A 14,535-nucleotide genomic window follows, 5' to 3' on the forward strand; every position below is an offset into this window, starting at 1 on the left:
GAGAGGCGCCGTTCAGAGAATCGGGGAAATCAGCCGGGCGATCCGCATGCCGAGCTGTTGCAGGCGGTGGATCTCCCGGCTTTCCTCTTTGGCTACTTCGTAAGCCTGCTCGAAGTCGGCGTTGAGCATCTGTTCCACGCTGGCGGCGAATTCGCTGTCAACGGTCAGCAGCATCACTTCGAAATTCAGCCGGAACGACCGGTTGTCCAGATTGGCGCTGCCGATGGCGCTGATTTCGCTGTCGATCAACACCACTTTCTGATGCAGGAAACCCGGTTCGTAGCGGAACACCCGCACGCCGGCGCGCACCGCTTCGAAGGCATACAGGCTGGACGCGGCGTAGACGATGCGGTGATCGGGGCGCGATGGCAGCAGCAGACGCACGTCGACGCCGCGCAGCACCGCCAGACGCAACGCGGCGAAGACTGCTTCGTCGGGAATGAAGTACGGGCTGGTGATCCACACGCGCTCGGTCGCTGCGTGGATCGCTTCGACGAAGAACAGCGAGCAGGTTTCGTAAGCGTCGGCGGGGCCGCTTGCCAGCAACTGGCAGAGCACGCCGTCCTCCGGGTAAACGTCTGGCAGGATCAGCGGCGGCAAAGTCCGTGCGGCCCAGAACCAGTCCTCGGCAAACGACTCCTGCATGCAGGCCACCACCGGCCCGCGCACTTGCACGTGGGTATCGCGCCAGGGCGCCAGCGGCGGCTTCTCGCCCATGTACTCATCGCCGACGTTGTGCCCACCGACAAAGCCGAGCACGCCATCGACCACGACGATTTTGCGGTGGTTGCGGAAATTCACCTGGAAGCGATTGAGCCAGCCGCTGCGCGTGGCGAAGGCTTTGACCTCGACACCGCCGTCGCGCAACGCCTGCACGTAGCTATGGGGCAGGGCGTGGCTGCCGATCCGGTCGTACAGCAGATGGATCGCCACGCCTTCGGCGGCTTTTTTCAGCAGCAGGTCGCGCAGGCGCTGCCCGAGGCGGTCGTCATGAATGATGAAAAACTGCACCAGTACGGCTTCGCGCGCTTGATCGATGGCACGGAAAATCGCCTCGAAGGTCGCGTGGCCATTCACCAGCAGCTGTACTTCGTTGTTTGCCAGGCACGGCATACGACCCAATTTGGGCATGGCGCGCAGTGAGGCGTAGGCGTTGGATGCACGGGCGGTGAGGGCCTCTTCGACCCACGGGCGCCAGTTCAGCTCGGAGATCGCCTGGCGCATCTGTTCGTTGGCCTGACGGCGTGCCTTGATATAGCCGTCGAAGGTGCTGCGGCCGAATACCAGATAAGGGATGAGCGTCAGGTAGGGAATGAAAATAAGCGACAATGCCCAGGCGATCGAGCCTTGGGCGGTGCGTACGGTCAGCACCGCGTGGATGGCGGCGATCAAGCCGAGGCTATGTATCAGGGCGATCAGATAACCGAAAATGTGCGGTCCGAAATAATCCATGGGGCAGCCTTGCTCCTGAAGACTCAATGCGTAACAGACCATGTTCCGAGGCGAATGTCGCTATTTAATTGGTACATGAACCGAAGCAACCGGCCGACGTCTAACGGCCACTACTGATCAGGAGTTTTTTTCGATGAACGTTCGTCTGCTGGGTTTGGCGCTGGGCCTGGGTTTGGCAATGCCGCTGGTTGCGCAGGCGCAAATGCTGCAGCCGGGGCTATGGGAAATGACCTCGAGCAACGTCAAGGTCGATGACCAGCCCATGGATGTGCAATCGATCCTTGGCCAGTTGCAAGGCCAGATGACTCCGCAACAACGTGCGGCGCTGGAAAAGAACGGGATCAACATCGGCGGCAAGGGCATTCGTGCCTGCCTGACGCCGCAGCAAGTGGCGACTAACGACATTCCGCTGGCCGATCCGCAATCGGGCTGCAAACAGCAGATCACCGAGCGCACCGGCAACCAGTGGAAATTCCGCTTCAGCTGCCCGAAAGCGCAAGGCACGGGTGTCGCGACGTTCCTCAGTGATCGTGAGTTCACCACCGTGGCCAACGGCACGTTCAATGCCATCGGCATTAACCAGAAGGGCAGCCTGGAAACCCGTGCGGTGTGGTTGGGTCAGGATTGCGGCACTGTGAAGCCGAGGGCTTAAAAGCTTCGCGAGCAAGCCCGCTCCCACAGGGACAAGGTGATTCCTGTGGGAGCGAGCCTGCTCGCGAAGGCGTCTTGGTTGTCACCGCATAAACCGCAACGCCAGTCCCTGGCATCCCTCGTTGATTCGCTGCTCCCGCCAGGCAATCTGCCCCGACACCACCGTAGTATTCACCCGATAACGAAAACTCCTGTCAGCAAACGGCGTCCACCCGCACTGCGACAGAATCGGTTGCCGTGACACTTCCAGAGCCGCTGGCTCAACCAGCACCAGATCCGCCCAATACCCTTCGCGCAAATAACCCCGATCCGGAATCGCAAACAGGTCCGCCACCCGGTGACTGGTCTTCGCCACCAGCGTGGTGATTGGCAGCACACCATCGGCCACCAGTTCCAGCAGCGCCGGCAAGGCGTGCTGCACCAGCGGCAAACCGGCAGGCGCTTCGGTATACGGGCGCTGCTTTTCTGCCCAGGTATGCGGTGCGTGATCGCTGCCGATGACGTCCAGTCGGTTACTCAGCAGCGCCGCGCGCAGGGCGTCGCGGTCGGTTTGGGTCTTGATCGCAGGATTGCATTTGATCAGGTTGCCGAAAGCCGGATAGTCGCGGTCATCGAACAGCAGGTGATGCAGACAGACTTCCGCGGTGATGTGCTTTTGCGCGAGCGGCTTGTCCTCGAACAGCGCCAATTCGCGGGCGGTGGTCAGGTGCAGCACGTGCAGGCGAGTGCCGTGTCGTCTTGCCAGTTCCACTGCCAGCGATGAAGAGCGGTAGCAGGCGTCGGCATCGCGTATCAGCGCATGGATATTCGCCGGCAACCGTTCACCCAGACGTTCGCGCAGCCGGGCAGCGTTGGCTTCGATGCTCGGCGTGTGTTCGCAGTGGGCCAGCAGAATCGTCGGCACTTCTGCGAACAGCCGTTCGAGAATCTGCGGATCATCCACCAGCAGGTTGCCAGTGGACGCGCCCATGAACACTTTGACCCCGGCCACTTCGCAGGGATTGAGTGCAGCGACCGTATCGAGGTTGTCCTGGCTCACACCGAAGTGGAAGCCGTAGTTAGCCACCGAATTGATCGCCGCCCGACGCTTTTTATCCGCCAACGCTTCGAGGGTGAGGGTGGCCGGTCGGGTGTTGGGCATGTCCATGAAACTGGTGATGCCGCCCGCCACCGCAGCGCGCGACTCGCTATGAATACTGCCCTTGGCCGGCGACCCCGGTTCGCGAAAATGCACCTGGTCATCAATCATCCCCGGCAACAGCCATTGGCCGTCGGCGTCGATTTCCACGCGGGCATTTTCACCTTCGATGCTGCGCGCAATCTTGACGATGCGGCCATGACTGACCAGCAGATCGCCATCGAACTCGCGTCCTTCGTTGACCAGCCTGGCGTTACGAATCAGCACGCTGCTCATGGTTCAGAACTCGTTCTGCAAGGCTTTGTAACCGCGCACCAGATCGACATTGGTGCGCGCCACGTCTTCGGAAAACTCCGAGGCGCTGACACTCACCGGCGGGAACTGCGATAGGTCGGTGTTGGGGCCGATGCGGGTGGTGGAGGGCACGTAGAACGCGTCCGGCAAATCGCGGCCATCGACCACCGAGTTGTGCCGCACCACGCAGCCATCACCGACCACGCAATTGAACAGGACGCTATTGAAGCCGATGAACACCCGGTCGCCCACCATGCAGGGACCGTGCACGATCGAGCGATGGGCGATCGAGGTGAATTCGCCGATGGTCACGGCGGCGCCGGATTTGGAGTGGATTACCACGCCATCCTGAATATTCGAATTGGCGCCGATGGTGATCGGCTCCATCGTGCCCGAAGCGTCTACTTCGTCAGCACGGATCACCGCGTAGGGGCCGACGAAGACGTTCTCACCGATGACCACCTTGCCGCAGATGATTGCGGTTTTATCGACGTAGGCCGACTCGGCAATGTGCGGCAAATCGCCGGAAGGGTTTTTGCGAATCATGGTTGGCTCAGCGCGTCGTAAAGGGTGTTGAGGTTGTATTCGAACAATCCGGCAAAGGTGCTGGCCGGGCCACTGGCGGCGAGGGCATCGGAGTACAACGTGCCGCCAATGTGCGCGCCGCTTTCTTCGGCGATCTGCTTGAGCAGGCGCGCGTCCTTGATGTTTTCCATGAACACCGCTTTGACCTTGGCCTGACGGATCTGGGTGATCAGCGCAGCGACTTCGGCAGCCGAAGGTTCACGCTCGGTGGACAGACCTTGCGGCGCCATGAAGTCGATGCCGTAGGCCTGGCCGAGATAACCGAAAGCATCGTGGCTGGTGACAATCTTGCGATTGCCCGGCGGCAGTGAACCGAGCTTGGCCTTGGCTTCGGCGAGCAGGGCGTAGATCTGTTTCAGGTAGGTCTGACTGTTGCGTTGGTAGTCGGCTTTGTTCGCCGGATCGGCAGCGATCAGTGCCTTGGTGATGTTGGCGATGTACAGCTCGGTGTTGGCCAGATTGTGCCAGGCGTGCGGGTCGGGTACGGTCTCGCCATCCTCATCCAGCGATCGAGGAATCACACCACGGCTGGCACTGACGACCGTGGCTTTTGTCTCGGTGCTGGTCACCAGACGATCGAGCCACGGCTCGAAACCCAGCCCGTTCTTGATGATCAGTTTGGCTTTGAGCAGCGCTTTGGCATCGTCCGGTGTCGGTTCATAGGTGTGCGCGTCGGCGTTCGGGCCGACCATATTGGTGATCTGGATGTGCTCGCCACCCACCTGGTGAACCATGTCGGCGAGGATGCTGAAGCTGGTGACTACCGGCAATTTTTCCGCCGCCGACAACGACATCGAGAGCAGCAGGCTGAACAACACGAGTAAAGCACGCATCGGGAAACACCTCATGGGGATGTGAGCAAAGGCGGGCGGCGCAACAAACCGTGCACCGGTCCGAACACCACGGACAGCAGATAACCGATCCCCGCGACCAGCACGATGGCCGGACCACTGGGCAGCGAGTAGTAGAACGAGATCAACAATCCGCACCACACCGACAGGCAGCCGATAAGCGCCGAGATCGCAATCAGGCTCGGCAGGCGTCGACTCCAGAACCGTGATGCGGCGGCGGGCAGCATCATCAGACCGACCACCATCAAGGCGCCGATGGCCTGGAAACCGATCACCAGATTCAGTACCACCAGTGTCAGGAACACGCCATGGGCGAGAGGGCCGAGGCGGCTGACGGTTTGTAGGAACAACGGGTCGAGGGTGTCGAGCAGCAGCGGTTTGTAGATCAGGGCCATGGCGGCTAGGCTCAGTCCCGACACCCACAACATGCCGTTGAGGGTTGGGCCGTCGACGGCGAGCGCTGAGCCGAACAGCAAGTGCAGCAGATCCAGACGCTTGCCGGCGATGCCAAGAATCAGCACGCCACTGGCGAGCGAGATCGGGTAGATCGCAGCGAGGCTGGCGTCTTCGCGCAGACCGGTGCGGCGGGTAATCCAGGCGGCTAGCCCGGCCATGCCCAGGCCTGCACCCAGACCACCGAAGGTCAACGCGGGGAGACTCAGACCGGCGAACCAGAAGCCCAATGCCGCGCCGGGAAGGATGCCGTGGGCAACGGCGTCACCGATCAGACTCATGCGCCGCAGGATCAGAAACACGCCAAGTGGCGCTGTGCTGCAGGCCAATACCAATCCGCCGAGCAGCGCTCGGCGCATGAACACGAACTCGCTGAACGGTTGCCAGAGGTGGGCGACGGTGAGCATCAGGCCACCTGCATATCGGGTGTTTGCTGGATCAGTTCGGTACTGGGTCCGAACACGCATTCGCGGTTTTTGATCAGCAGGGTCTGCGGGATGTGTTGGCGGACAGCGGCGAGGTCATGGCAGACCACCAGCAGTGTCCGTCCTTCGGAGTGCCAGGCGTGGATGTGTTGCCAGAGCAATTGTTGGCCCAGTTCATCGAGTGCGGCGTGGGGTTCGTCAAGGAGCAGCAATGGGGCGTCGGTCAGACTCAAGCGGGCGAGCAGGGCGCGTTGCAACTCGCCACCGGAGAGGGCCATCAGCGGACGCTGTTCCAGACCGCTAAGGTGCCAATTTTCCAGTGCGTTGACGAGTCGTTGCGTGCGCAGTTGCGTCGACAGTCGACGGCCCCAGAAACCCGCGGCCACCAGCTCTTCGAGGCTGATGGGGAACTGTCGGTCGAGGTGTTGCTGTTGCGGCAGGAACGCCAAACCGCCCTGACGTGAAACACCCAGTGCGACCTTTCCCGATAACGGCTCCTGCAATCCGGCGATGACTTTCAACAGGCTGCTCTTACCGCAGCCGTTGGCGCCGATGATGGCGCCGAGGCTGCCGTGTTCCAGCGATAGGGTCAGTGGCGAAGTCAGTGGTTGGCCGGGTGCGCCCCAACTCAGGGTGTGGCAACGGATCATTCGAGTTCTCGATGCCAGTGGCTTTCGGCGACCGCGTCGTGGGCGTGCAGGCTTTCGGCGTGGATCACTCGCAGGTGGAATCCACTCACCCCGGGGGAGCGACGCAGGGCCAGGTTGAGTCGTCGCGCGGCGTCTTCGCAGAACATCAGGTTCTGCCCATTGGCCAACGCGAAGGCTTGCTCGTCGGCGCGTTTCACGGCGGTTTGTACGGCGGTGCCGAGCGCCGCTTCGGCATCATTGATGATCACACTCAGGGGTAGCTCGTCGATGAACTCGTCGAGGTGCATATGAAGATGCGCGGTGCTGCGTTGGCTGTGCGGGGTGGCGACAATGCCTTGGCTTGATCCTAGCCAAGCCAAAACCTCGGCATGTTGCAGTGGCTTGTTGGCGAAGTCATCGATGAATTGCTGCTGAATCAACTGCCGCGCCAACGCGGCTGAACAGGGGCAAGTTGAGGAGTAGGGCACCTCAATTTGCAGTTCCACGTGGAACACTTTGTTTTTCAGGCTCGCAGAAATGCTCACTGGGTAGCTCTTCCAGCCGGCTAGAGGGCTGACTAACGCAGGCCTTTTCAGCAGCACTTCGCAGTGGATTTTCAGGTAGGCGCCGTTGGATAAACCATCATGGCTGGCCAGAAAATCCTCGAGAACCTGGCGTAACAGGGAGGGAGATAGGTCCTGCCGCTCAAGTGCCGCCAGTGCGAGATACAGCCGCGACATGTGAATACCGCGCGCCTCGCCATCATCGAGACTCACGCCTGCATCAGCTTTTGCGCCCAGACGTTGACCTTGCAATAAAACAGGCAGAGTAATGCCGCACATTCCCACCCAATCAAGCGGTAATGCCTGACGAGCGGCTTGAGTCGCAATATCCGGAAGTGTCAGCGAATTCATGTTCGGAACCATCGTGTTGATTGAATTAGATGTTACATTATAACAATTCAAATCACGATGCCTTTTCATGAACAGGCTTTCATATGCACAGACGTCATCTGCTCAATCTGCTTCTGGCCAGCACGGCCTTAGCTTTTCCTTTTACTGTTTCGGCCACACAAATTCGCAGTGCGCGCCTCTGGCGTTCTGATGACAAGCTGAGATTGGTGTTCGATCTTAGCGGTCCGGTGCGCTACAAAACCTTTTCCCTGAGCGCTCCAGAACGCTTGATCATCGACCTTTCCGGGGCGAGTTTGAGCAGCGATTTCGGTCGATTAGCGCTGGCCGATACCGCGATTCGCGCCATTCGCTCAGGGCATTTTGGTCAGGGGGATACACGGATCGTTCTCGATCTGAACCATCCGGTGCTATTGAACAGCTTCCTTTTGGCGCCTCAAGATGGCCAAGGACACCGTTTGGTGCTTGATCTAGTAAACGCCAAACAGGCATCAAGTCCGGCAATGGTTCCACGTGAAACACCCTCGAATCAGGCTCACCCCAAGCGCGACATCATCGTTGTCGTTGATCCCGGGCACGGCGGGAAAGACCCAGGTGCGGTTGGCGCCAAGGGTGAGCGGGAAAAAGATGTGGTTCTTGCCATCGCTCAATTGCTCGCCAAACGCCTGAAAAGGGAGAAAGGCTTCGACGTAAAACTGGTGCGCAATGACGACTTCTTCGTCCCGCTTCGCAAGCGTGTGGACATCGCACGTCAGCACAAGGCCGACATGTTTATCTCGGTGCACGCCGATGCGGCACCGCGTTTGACGGCGTCGGGTGCGTCGGTATATTGCCTGTCCGAAGGTGGTGCGACGTCGGCGACTGCACGCTTCATGGCACAGCGGGAGAACGGCGCGGATCTGCTGGGTGCGACCAGCCTGCTCAATCTCAAAGACAAGGATCCGATGCTCGCGGGCGTGATCCTCGACATGTCGATGAGCGCCACCATCGCCGCGAGCCTGCAACTCGGCAGCACCGTTCTCCGCAGTCTGGCGGGCATTACCACGCTGCATCAGAAGCGCGTGGAACAGGCAGGATTTGCCGTCTTGAAGTCGCCGGATGTGCCATCGATTCTGGTAGAAACCGGCTTCATTTCCAACGCCCGTGACAGTCAGCGACTGGTCACGCCTCGACATCAGCAAGCTGTGGCTGATGGTTTGTTTGAAGGATTGCAGCGTTACTTCCAGAAGAATCCGCCAGTAGATAGCTACATCGCCTGGCAGCAGGAGCAGCAAAAAGCGCAGGTTTAGCAGCCGGTCATTCGGCTGCAGGTGAATTTGGCGCTACTGCCGCCAGAGCTGGAAAAGCGATTGATCGTCGTCCAGCCGACGCGACGGGTGTAGCCGACCCAGGCTTCGCCGTCAGAGGCGATCCCGGTGAAGAACGTTAGCTGGCCGAAGCGACTGTTGGTCTGCGCCCAGTAGCGTTTGCCTTCCTTTTCAAATCCTCGCAGATAAATCGTGGTGCCCACCGTGTTCACGCTGTAGGCATTGCCCTGCGCATCGATGCAGGCCAGCAGATTGGCGCTGCGTGTGCAGTTGGCGAGCGCGGGAATTTGCCCCCATGCGTTGGCCCCGGACAGCAACGCGAGACTCAGTAGCGAGCATTTCAAAGCAGTTTTCATCGCGGTTCCCGATGGGCAGATTGCGTGCAGCTTCCAGCGCTTTATCAGTTTCGGCAAGAGCGGGTCTGGCTTATTCATATTGTTATACTATAACATTAAATTGAATTAGGCCTGAGCTCGTCGATTTCAAGCGTCTGCTTCTGTCATATCGCTGTTTTGAAGCTCTAGAACGCGCTGCGCTACGCCAAGACAGGCCAAAACGCACATCGGCCACCACATGATGAGGATTATCCAATGTCATCTCCGCTTCCCGTGACCGTTTTATCGGGATTTCTCGGCGCCGGAAAAAGTACGCTTTTGAATTACGTACTACGTAATCGAGAAGGCTTGCGTGTTGCGGTCATCGTTAACGATATGAGCGAGATCAATATCGATGGCAGCGAAGTCCAGCGCGATGTCAGCCTGAATCGTGCGGAAGAAAAACTGGTTGAGATGAGCAACGGTTGTATCTGCTGTACGCTACGCGAGGATCTGCTCGAAGAAGTCAGCAAACTTGCCCGCGAAGGACGATTCGATTACCTGCTCATCGAATCCACTGGCATTTCCGAACCACTGCCGGTAGCCGAAACGTTTACCTTCCGCGATGAGCAGGGCCAGAGCCTTGCTGACGTCGCGCGGCTCGACACCCTGGTCACGGTAGTCGACGGCGTGAATTTCCTCCTCGATTATCAGGCTGCCGAGAGCCTCGCGTCCCGCGGCGAGACACTGGGCGATGAAGATGAACGCTCGATCACCGATCTGCTGATCGAACAAATCGAGTTCGCCGACGTACTGCTGATCAGCAAGATCGACCTCATCAGTCGTCAGGAGCGCGAAGAGCTGATGGCCATCCTCAAGCGCCTCAACGCCCAGGCGGAAATCATCCCGATGGTGATGGGCGAGGTGCCGCTGGAGAAGATCCTCAACACCGGGCGTTTCGATTTCGAGAAGGCCGCTCAGGCCCCAGGCTGGTTACAGGAATTGCGCGGTGAGCACGTGCCGGAAACCACCGAATACGGTATCGCCTCGATGGCCTACCGCGCACGTCGCCCGTTTCATCCGCAGCGCTTCTTCAACTTCATCGATCGTCCGTGGACCAACGGCAAACTGCTGCGCTCCAAGGGCTATTTCTGGCTCGCCAGCAAACCCACCGACGCATGCAGTTGGTCGCAGGCCGGCGGTCTGATGCGTCATGGTTTTGCCGGGCGCTGGTGGCGTTTCGTACCGAAAAGCCAATGGCCGCAGGATCAGGAAAGTACCGCAGCGATCATGGAAAACTGGACGCGCAATGTCGGAGATTGCCGTCAGGAGCTGGTTTTCATAGGCCAGAACATGAATTTCGTACAGCTCAGGTCGGAACTTGAGGCCTGCCTGCTCACGGACGAAGAGATGGCTGTTGGCGTAGAAGGTTGGCGCATGCTGCCTGACCCGTTCGGCCCTTGGCACGATGAGGCCGCCTGATGCTCGCGCTCAAATTGCAGCAGAATCGTACCCGTAATCAGCATCAGGGGCCGACGCCCGAAACGCTGACGCGAATCCTCGAAGACGACGTCAATCTCGCGGTCTGGCAGCGCCAACTGCCGCTGCACATCGCCGATTTCGCAGAGTTGCTGCTCTCGCTCAACGAGCCTTTGGCGGAATCGCTGTGCATCGAATTGCCGAATGAAGACGCCGACCCTGATCTGCAAGGACTGGCCGCCGGGTTCCGTGATCTGCAAGGCTACGAGGGCTTCATCGCGGACCTGCAGTGGCTGGTGAGTGCCTTCGCCTGTCTGCTGGGCGCTCGCCGCATCGGTTTGCGCCTGCGGGTGTTGGACAAAGCCATGTGCCCACGCTTCCATGTCGATCATGTGCCGGTGCGCTTGATTACAACCTACGGCGGGATCGGCAGTCAGTGGCTCAAGGAAGGCGTGATGGATCGCGAGCAATTGGGCCAGGCAAACGCCGAACCACGGGACATCGCGAACATCCAGCAACTGCAGAGCGGTGACGTGGCGTTATTGAAAGGCGAGAAGTGGCACGGCAATGAAGGCTATGGCTTGATTCATCGCTCCCCGCAACCGGCGCCGGGTGAGCGACGTCTGCTGCTCACCCTCGATTGGCTCGGCTGACGGCTCAAGGCTTGAGCCACTTGCCCTGGCTCTGGCCTTCGCAGTACGGCTGCAAATACGCCGCGTCGGAGGCGACACCGTAATAGTGGATATCCTGGCGATAGGGCATATTGGCGACTTGCGCGTTGCTGCATACGCCGAACGCGCCGCTCGGGCATTGATCGACGTACTGCACCTCGACTTTCTGCCCGGCCAGCGTCGGCTGGCAGAAACCGTCGCTGAACAGTTTCTCGGGAATGCTGCGGTTCTGCTGGCAGACCTTGACGTCGAGCCGCTCACCCTGGCTGTGCACCACGCAAGCCTGGGCCCATGCTTCGCTCGACAGCAGCATCAACAGCAACGACCATCCCATCCAACGCATGTCCAACCCCTTCAGAAAACGCCCAGCCATGTTGCAGAACATTCCTACCCATGTCATCGCCGGCCCTCTGGGCGCCGGCAAGACCAGCCTGATTCGCCAACTCATGGCCCAGCGACCGGCAGGCGAGCGCTGGGCAGTGCTGATCAACGAGTTCGGTCAGATCGGCCTCGATGCCGCGTTACTGACCCGCGACGCCGATGGTATCGCACTGGGCGAAGTCGCCGGAGGCTGTTTGTGTTGCGTCAACGGCGCGCCGTTTCAGATCGGCCTTGGCCGTTTGCTGCGCAAGACGCGGCCGGATCGGTTGTTCATCGAGCCGTCCGGGCTGGGCCATCCAGCGCAGTTGCTCAAGCAGTTGGGCGAGGCGCCGTGGTTGGGTGTACTGGCGCTGCAGCCCTGTGTGTTAGTGCTGGATGCCCAGGCGCTGGCCGCCGGGAAAGCGTTGCCGACCGCTCAGCAGGACGCCTTGGCCAGCGCTGGTCTGTTATTGCTGAACAAGGCAGAAGGTCTGGACGAGGCTGTGCGGCAGACCATCGTGCAGCGTTTGCCGTCAGTGAAACTGATCTGGACCCAGCAGGCGCAACTGCCTTTGCACGCGTTGCCCGGCGCGGCTGCGCAAGCGGTGGCGGGTGTGGATAACCTCGTCGTACCGCAGGGTGTGGGGGCGATTGCGGCGGTATGGAGCGATCCGGCATTGCCGATCTGCCTGAGTCAGGCGCAGGAGGGTGGCTGGAGCATCGGCTGGCGCTGGCACCCGGAGCAGAAATTCGATACTCAACGCCTGAGCTTGTGGTTGAAGGCGCTGGGCTGGCGGCGAGCGAAACTGGTCATCCACAGCGAGCAGGGCTGGGTTTCGGCAAATGCTCTGGATAACGCCGAGCTGGAGTGGCAGCCCAGTGAGTGGCGCCGGGATTCGCGCATCGAACTGATCTTTGCCGATGCGCAAAGTATCGATGATTTGCAGTCAGGCCTGACGCAATGCCGGGTGCAAACGGGTTAGCTCAAGGCTTCCACTTGTTGTGTTCCTGACGCCACTGGCTCAACTCGATCACTTCGGCCCGTGGACGAGTGACCTCGACGACCGGCGGCGTGTCGTCGAACGGTGCCGGGTAGGGCGCCAGTTCGATTTGCGCACTGTGCGCGCCGAACTGGGTGATGGTGCCGTTGTGCCGGGTTTCGCCGGTCACGGTGAACTCGAAATTGTAGACCCGGGCCAGACGCCGCCTACCGCTGGCATCCTTGAGCAAACCGATTTTCTTCAACGCGACGTTACCGTCCAGCAGTTCGACGCCGATGTTGATGCAGTGCTGCTTGACCCGCTCCAGCGCGCGCTCGCGCAAGCCGTGGTTGTGCCATAGCCATGCGCCGGCAGCGGCGAACAGCATCAGCACGAAGATGTTTTCGAGGGTCAGCATCAACAGGAAACTCCAAAAGATAGGCGCAGCTTAACTGCGTCGCCGGTCTGTCGTACAGGCTGTGTTTCGTCGCATACTGCGCGGCTTGAATTTCAATCGTTTTACGGAATAACCCGAATGAAACGTACGCCTCATCTGCTCGCCATTCAGTCCCATGTGGTCTTCGGCCACGCCGGCAACAGCGCCGCCGTGTTTCCGATGCAGCGGGTCGGGGTGAATGTCTGGCCGCTCAACACCGTGCAGTTTTCCAATCACACCCAGTACGGGCAGTGGGCCGGTGAAGTGCTGGCGCCGCACCAGATCCCCGAACTGGTCGAAGGCATTGCCGCCATTGGCGAGCTGGGCAACTGCGACGCCGTGCTTTCCGGTTATCTGGGCAGCGCGGCGCAGGGCCGGGCGATTCTCAGTGGCGTCGAGCGCATCAAATCGGTCAATCCGAAGGCGTTGTACCTGTGCGACCCGGTGATGGGCCATCCGGAGAAGGGCTGCAGTGTGGCGGCCGAAGTCAGCGATTTCCTCTTGGAGGAAGCCGCTGCGGTGGCGGACATCATGTGCCCCAACCAACTGGAGCTGGACAGCTTCTTGGGGCGCAAGCCGCAGTCGCTGTTCGACTGCCTGGCGATGGCTCGGGCATTGCTGGCACGTGGGCCGAAAGCGGTGCTGGTCAAGCATCTGGATTATCCGGGCAAGCCGGCGGACGGTTTCGAGATGTTGTTGGTGACCGCAGATGAAAGCTGGCACCTGCGCCGTCCGCTGCTGGCGTTTCCGCGTCAGCCGGTGGGCGTGGGCGATCTGACCTCAGGTTTGTTCCTGGCGCGGGTACTGCTGGGTGACAGTCTGGTGGCGGCGTTTGAGTTCACCGCAGCGGCGGTGCATGAGGTGCTGCTGGAAACCCAGGCGTGTGCCAGCTATGAGCTGCAATTGGTTAGGGCGCAGGACCGGATTGCGCATCCGCGGGTGAAGTTCGAAGCGACCGCGATCAGCCTGTAACCAGCTAAAAGCGAAAAGATCGCAGCCTTCGGCAGCTCCTACAAGGTAAAAGTTGATCCTCTGTAGGAGCTGCCGAAGGCTGCGATCTTTTGCTTTTGTTCTCAGGCGTCGCCCTTGATCTCCTGATAACGCTTTTCCAGCTCCTGACGAATCTGCCGACGCTGCTGCGCCTGCATGTAGCGGCGCTTGTCTTCGCTGTTCTGCGGTTGCAGCGGCGGCACGGCGGCCGGTTTGCGCTGGTCATCCACTGCAACCATGGTGAAGAAGCAGCTGTTGGTGTGACGCACCGAGCGCTCGCGGATGTTCTCGGTCACTACTTTGATGCCGACTTCCATCGAGGTGTTGCCGGTGTAGTTGACCGACGCGAGGAAGGTCACCAGTTCGCCGACATGGATCGGCTCGCGGAAAATCACCTGATCCACCGACAGCGTCACCACGTAGCGGCCGGCATAGCGGCTCGCACAGGCGTAGGCCACTTCGTCGAGGTATTTGAGCAGGGTACCGCCGTGAACATTGCCAGAGAAGTTGGCCATGTCGGGGGTCATCAATACCGTCATCGACAGTTGGGCGTTTCCGGGTTCCATAACGTTCTCACGGATCAAGGCTGGATTGGCTGGACGCACCTCT

The 14,535-nt window shown here is 60.1% G+C and carries 17 protein-coding genes; 6 read left to right on the top strand and 11 right to left on the bottom strand.

The annotated features are described in order from the left end of the window. Nucleotides 1-12: 12 nt before the first annotated feature. Complete coding sequence (cls, locus tag ACIP8I_RS14330; protein WP_400761932.1) at nucleotides 13-1,452, bottom strand: cardiolipin synthase; 1,440 nt, start codon at nucleotides 1,450-1,452, stop codon at nucleotides 13-15. 133 nt (nucleotides 1,453-1,585) lie between these two features. Between cls and ACIP8I_RS14335 the strand changes: the two genes are divergently transcribed. Continuing rightward, on the top strand, nucleotides 1,586-2,104 hold the full coding sequence (locus tag ACIP8I_RS14335) for a DUF3617 domain-containing protein (protein ID WP_007960849.1): 519 nt from the start codon (nucleotides 1,586-1,588) through the stop codon (nucleotides 2,102-2,104). An 81-nt stretch (nucleotides 2,105-2,185) separates the two neighbouring features. On the opposite strand, the gene ACIP8I_RS14340 is transcribed toward ACIP8I_RS14335, so the two are convergent. From ACIP8I_RS14340 to folE2, 6 genes are read right to left on the bottom strand one after another with little or no spacing between them, the layout of a single operon-like run. Beyond that, entirely contained in the window at nucleotides 2,186-3,517 is a 1,332-nt protein-coding gene (locus tag ACIP8I_RS14340) for a dihydroorotase (RefSeq protein WP_400761934.1), read from the bottom strand. Nucleotides 3,518-3,520: 3 nt separating this feature from the next. Then, entirely contained in the window at nucleotides 3,521-4,081 is a 561-nt protein-coding gene (locus ACIP8I_RS14345) for a DapH/DapD/GlmU-related protein (protein WP_400761936.1), read from the bottom strand. Then, complete coding sequence (locus ACIP8I_RS14350) at nucleotides 4,078-4,953, bottom strand: metal ABC transporter substrate-binding protein (RefSeq protein ID WP_400761938.1); 876 nt, start codon at nucleotides 4,951-4,953, stop codon at nucleotides 4,078-4,080. Before ACIP8I_RS14350 ends, ACIP8I_RS14345 begins: the two co-directional genes overlap by 4 nt. 11 nt (nucleotides 4,954-4,964) lie before the next feature. After that, nucleotides 4,965-5,831 (bottom strand): metal ABC transporter permease, encoded by an 867-nt coding sequence (locus ACIP8I_RS14355; protein WP_400761940.1) that lies wholly within the window; start codon nucleotides 5,829-5,831, stop codon nucleotides 4,965-4,967. Beyond that, nucleotides 5,831-6,499 carry an ATP-binding cassette domain-containing protein gene (locus ACIP8I_RS14360; protein ID WP_367082151.1) on the bottom strand — a complete coding sequence of 223 codons (669 nt, stop codon included), beginning with the start codon at nucleotides 6,497-6,499 and terminating at the stop codon, nucleotides 5,831-5,833. The genes ACIP8I_RS14355 and ACIP8I_RS14360 overlap by 1 nt, the downstream gene beginning before the upstream one ends. Beyond that, nucleotides 6,496-7,392: a GTP cyclohydrolase FolE2 gene (gene folE2 / locus ACIP8I_RS14365; RefSeq protein WP_400761942.1), complete on the bottom strand. Its 897-nt coding sequence runs from the start codon at nucleotides 7,390-7,392 to the stop codon at nucleotides 6,496-6,498. Before folE2 ends, ACIP8I_RS14360 begins: the two co-directional genes overlap by 4 nt. Nucleotides 7,393-7,475: 83 nt before the next feature. Here folE2 and ACIP8I_RS14370 point away from each other — a divergent pair, with 83 nt between their 5' ends. Beyond that, nucleotides 7,476-8,678: an N-acetylmuramoyl-L-alanine amidase gene (locus tag ACIP8I_RS14370; protein ID WP_400761943.1), complete on the top strand. Its 1,203-nt coding sequence runs from the start codon at nucleotides 7,476-7,478 to the stop codon at nucleotides 8,676-8,678. Here ACIP8I_RS14370 and ACIP8I_RS14375 read toward each other — a convergent pair. Further along, complete coding sequence (locus ACIP8I_RS14375; protein WP_400761945.1) at nucleotides 8,675-9,052, bottom strand: glutamine synthetase; 378 nt, start codon at nucleotides 9,050-9,052, stop codon at nucleotides 8,675-8,677. The genes ACIP8I_RS14370 and ACIP8I_RS14375 overlap by 4 nt on opposite strands. 234 nt (nucleotides 9,053-9,286) lie before the next feature. Between ACIP8I_RS14375 and zigA the strand changes: the two genes are divergently transcribed. Together zigA and ACIP8I_RS14385 are read left to right on the top strand one after the other, a co-directional pair. Then, nucleotides 9,287-10,492 (top strand): zinc metallochaperone GTPase ZigA, encoded by a 1,206-nt coding sequence (gene zigA / locus ACIP8I_RS14380; RefSeq protein WP_400761947.1) that lies wholly within the window; start codon nucleotides 9,287-9,289, stop codon nucleotides 10,490-10,492. Further along, nucleotides 10,492-11,142: a DUF1826 domain-containing protein gene (locus ACIP8I_RS14385; protein WP_400761949.1), complete on the top strand. Its 651-nt coding sequence runs from the start codon at nucleotides 10,492-10,494 to the stop codon at nucleotides 11,140-11,142. The genes zigA and ACIP8I_RS14385 overlap by 1 nt, the downstream gene beginning before the upstream one ends. Before the next feature lie 4 nt (nucleotides 11,143-11,146). Here the strand turns inward: ACIP8I_RS14385 and ACIP8I_RS14390 are convergent, their stop codons facing one another. Further along, a complete protein-coding gene (locus ACIP8I_RS14390; protein ID WP_134785034.1) occupies nucleotides 11,147-11,503 on the bottom strand; it encodes an NADH:ubiquinone oxidoreductase in 357 nt (118 codons plus the stop codon). A 28-nt stretch (nucleotides 11,504-11,531) separates the two neighbouring features. Here ACIP8I_RS14390 and ACIP8I_RS14395 point away from each other — a divergent pair, with 28 nt between their 5' ends. Next, entirely contained in the window at nucleotides 11,532-12,503 is a 972-nt protein-coding gene (locus ACIP8I_RS14395) for a CobW family GTP-binding protein (RefSeq protein WP_400761951.1), read from the top strand. A 1-nt stretch (nucleotide 12,504) separates the two neighbouring features. Here ACIP8I_RS14395 and ACIP8I_RS14400 read toward each other — a convergent pair whose 3' ends face one another. Further along, nucleotides 12,505-12,918 carry a DUF3301 domain-containing protein gene (locus ACIP8I_RS14400; protein WP_400761953.1) on the bottom strand — a complete coding sequence of 138 codons (414 nt, stop codon included), beginning with the start codon at nucleotides 12,916-12,918 and terminating at the stop codon, nucleotides 12,505-12,507. A 117-nt stretch (nucleotides 12,919-13,035) separates the two neighbouring features. Between ACIP8I_RS14400 and pdxY the strand changes: the two genes are divergently transcribed. Further along, a complete protein-coding gene (gene pdxY, locus ACIP8I_RS14405) occupies nucleotides 13,036-13,908 on the top strand; it encodes a pyridoxal kinase PdxY (RefSeq protein WP_400761955.1) in 873 nt (290 codons plus the stop codon). A gap of 101 nt (nucleotides 13,909-14,009) precedes the next feature. On the opposite strand, the gene ACIP8I_RS14410 is transcribed toward pdxY, so the two are convergent. Then, the gene (locus ACIP8I_RS14410; RefSeq protein ID WP_003229693.1) at nucleotides 14,010-14,492 is read right to left on the bottom strand and encodes an acyl-CoA thioesterase; all 483 of its coding nucleotides are present in this window, start codon (nucleotides 14,490-14,492) and stop codon (nucleotides 14,010-14,012) included. Between the last annotated feature and the right edge of the window lie 43 nt (nucleotides 14,493-14,535).

The sequence above is a fragment of the Pseudomonas sp. NPDC088414 genome, from assembly GCF_044753325.1.
GTDB lineage: Bacteria > Pseudomonadota > Gammaproteobacteria > Pseudomonadales > Pseudomonadaceae > Aquipseudomonas.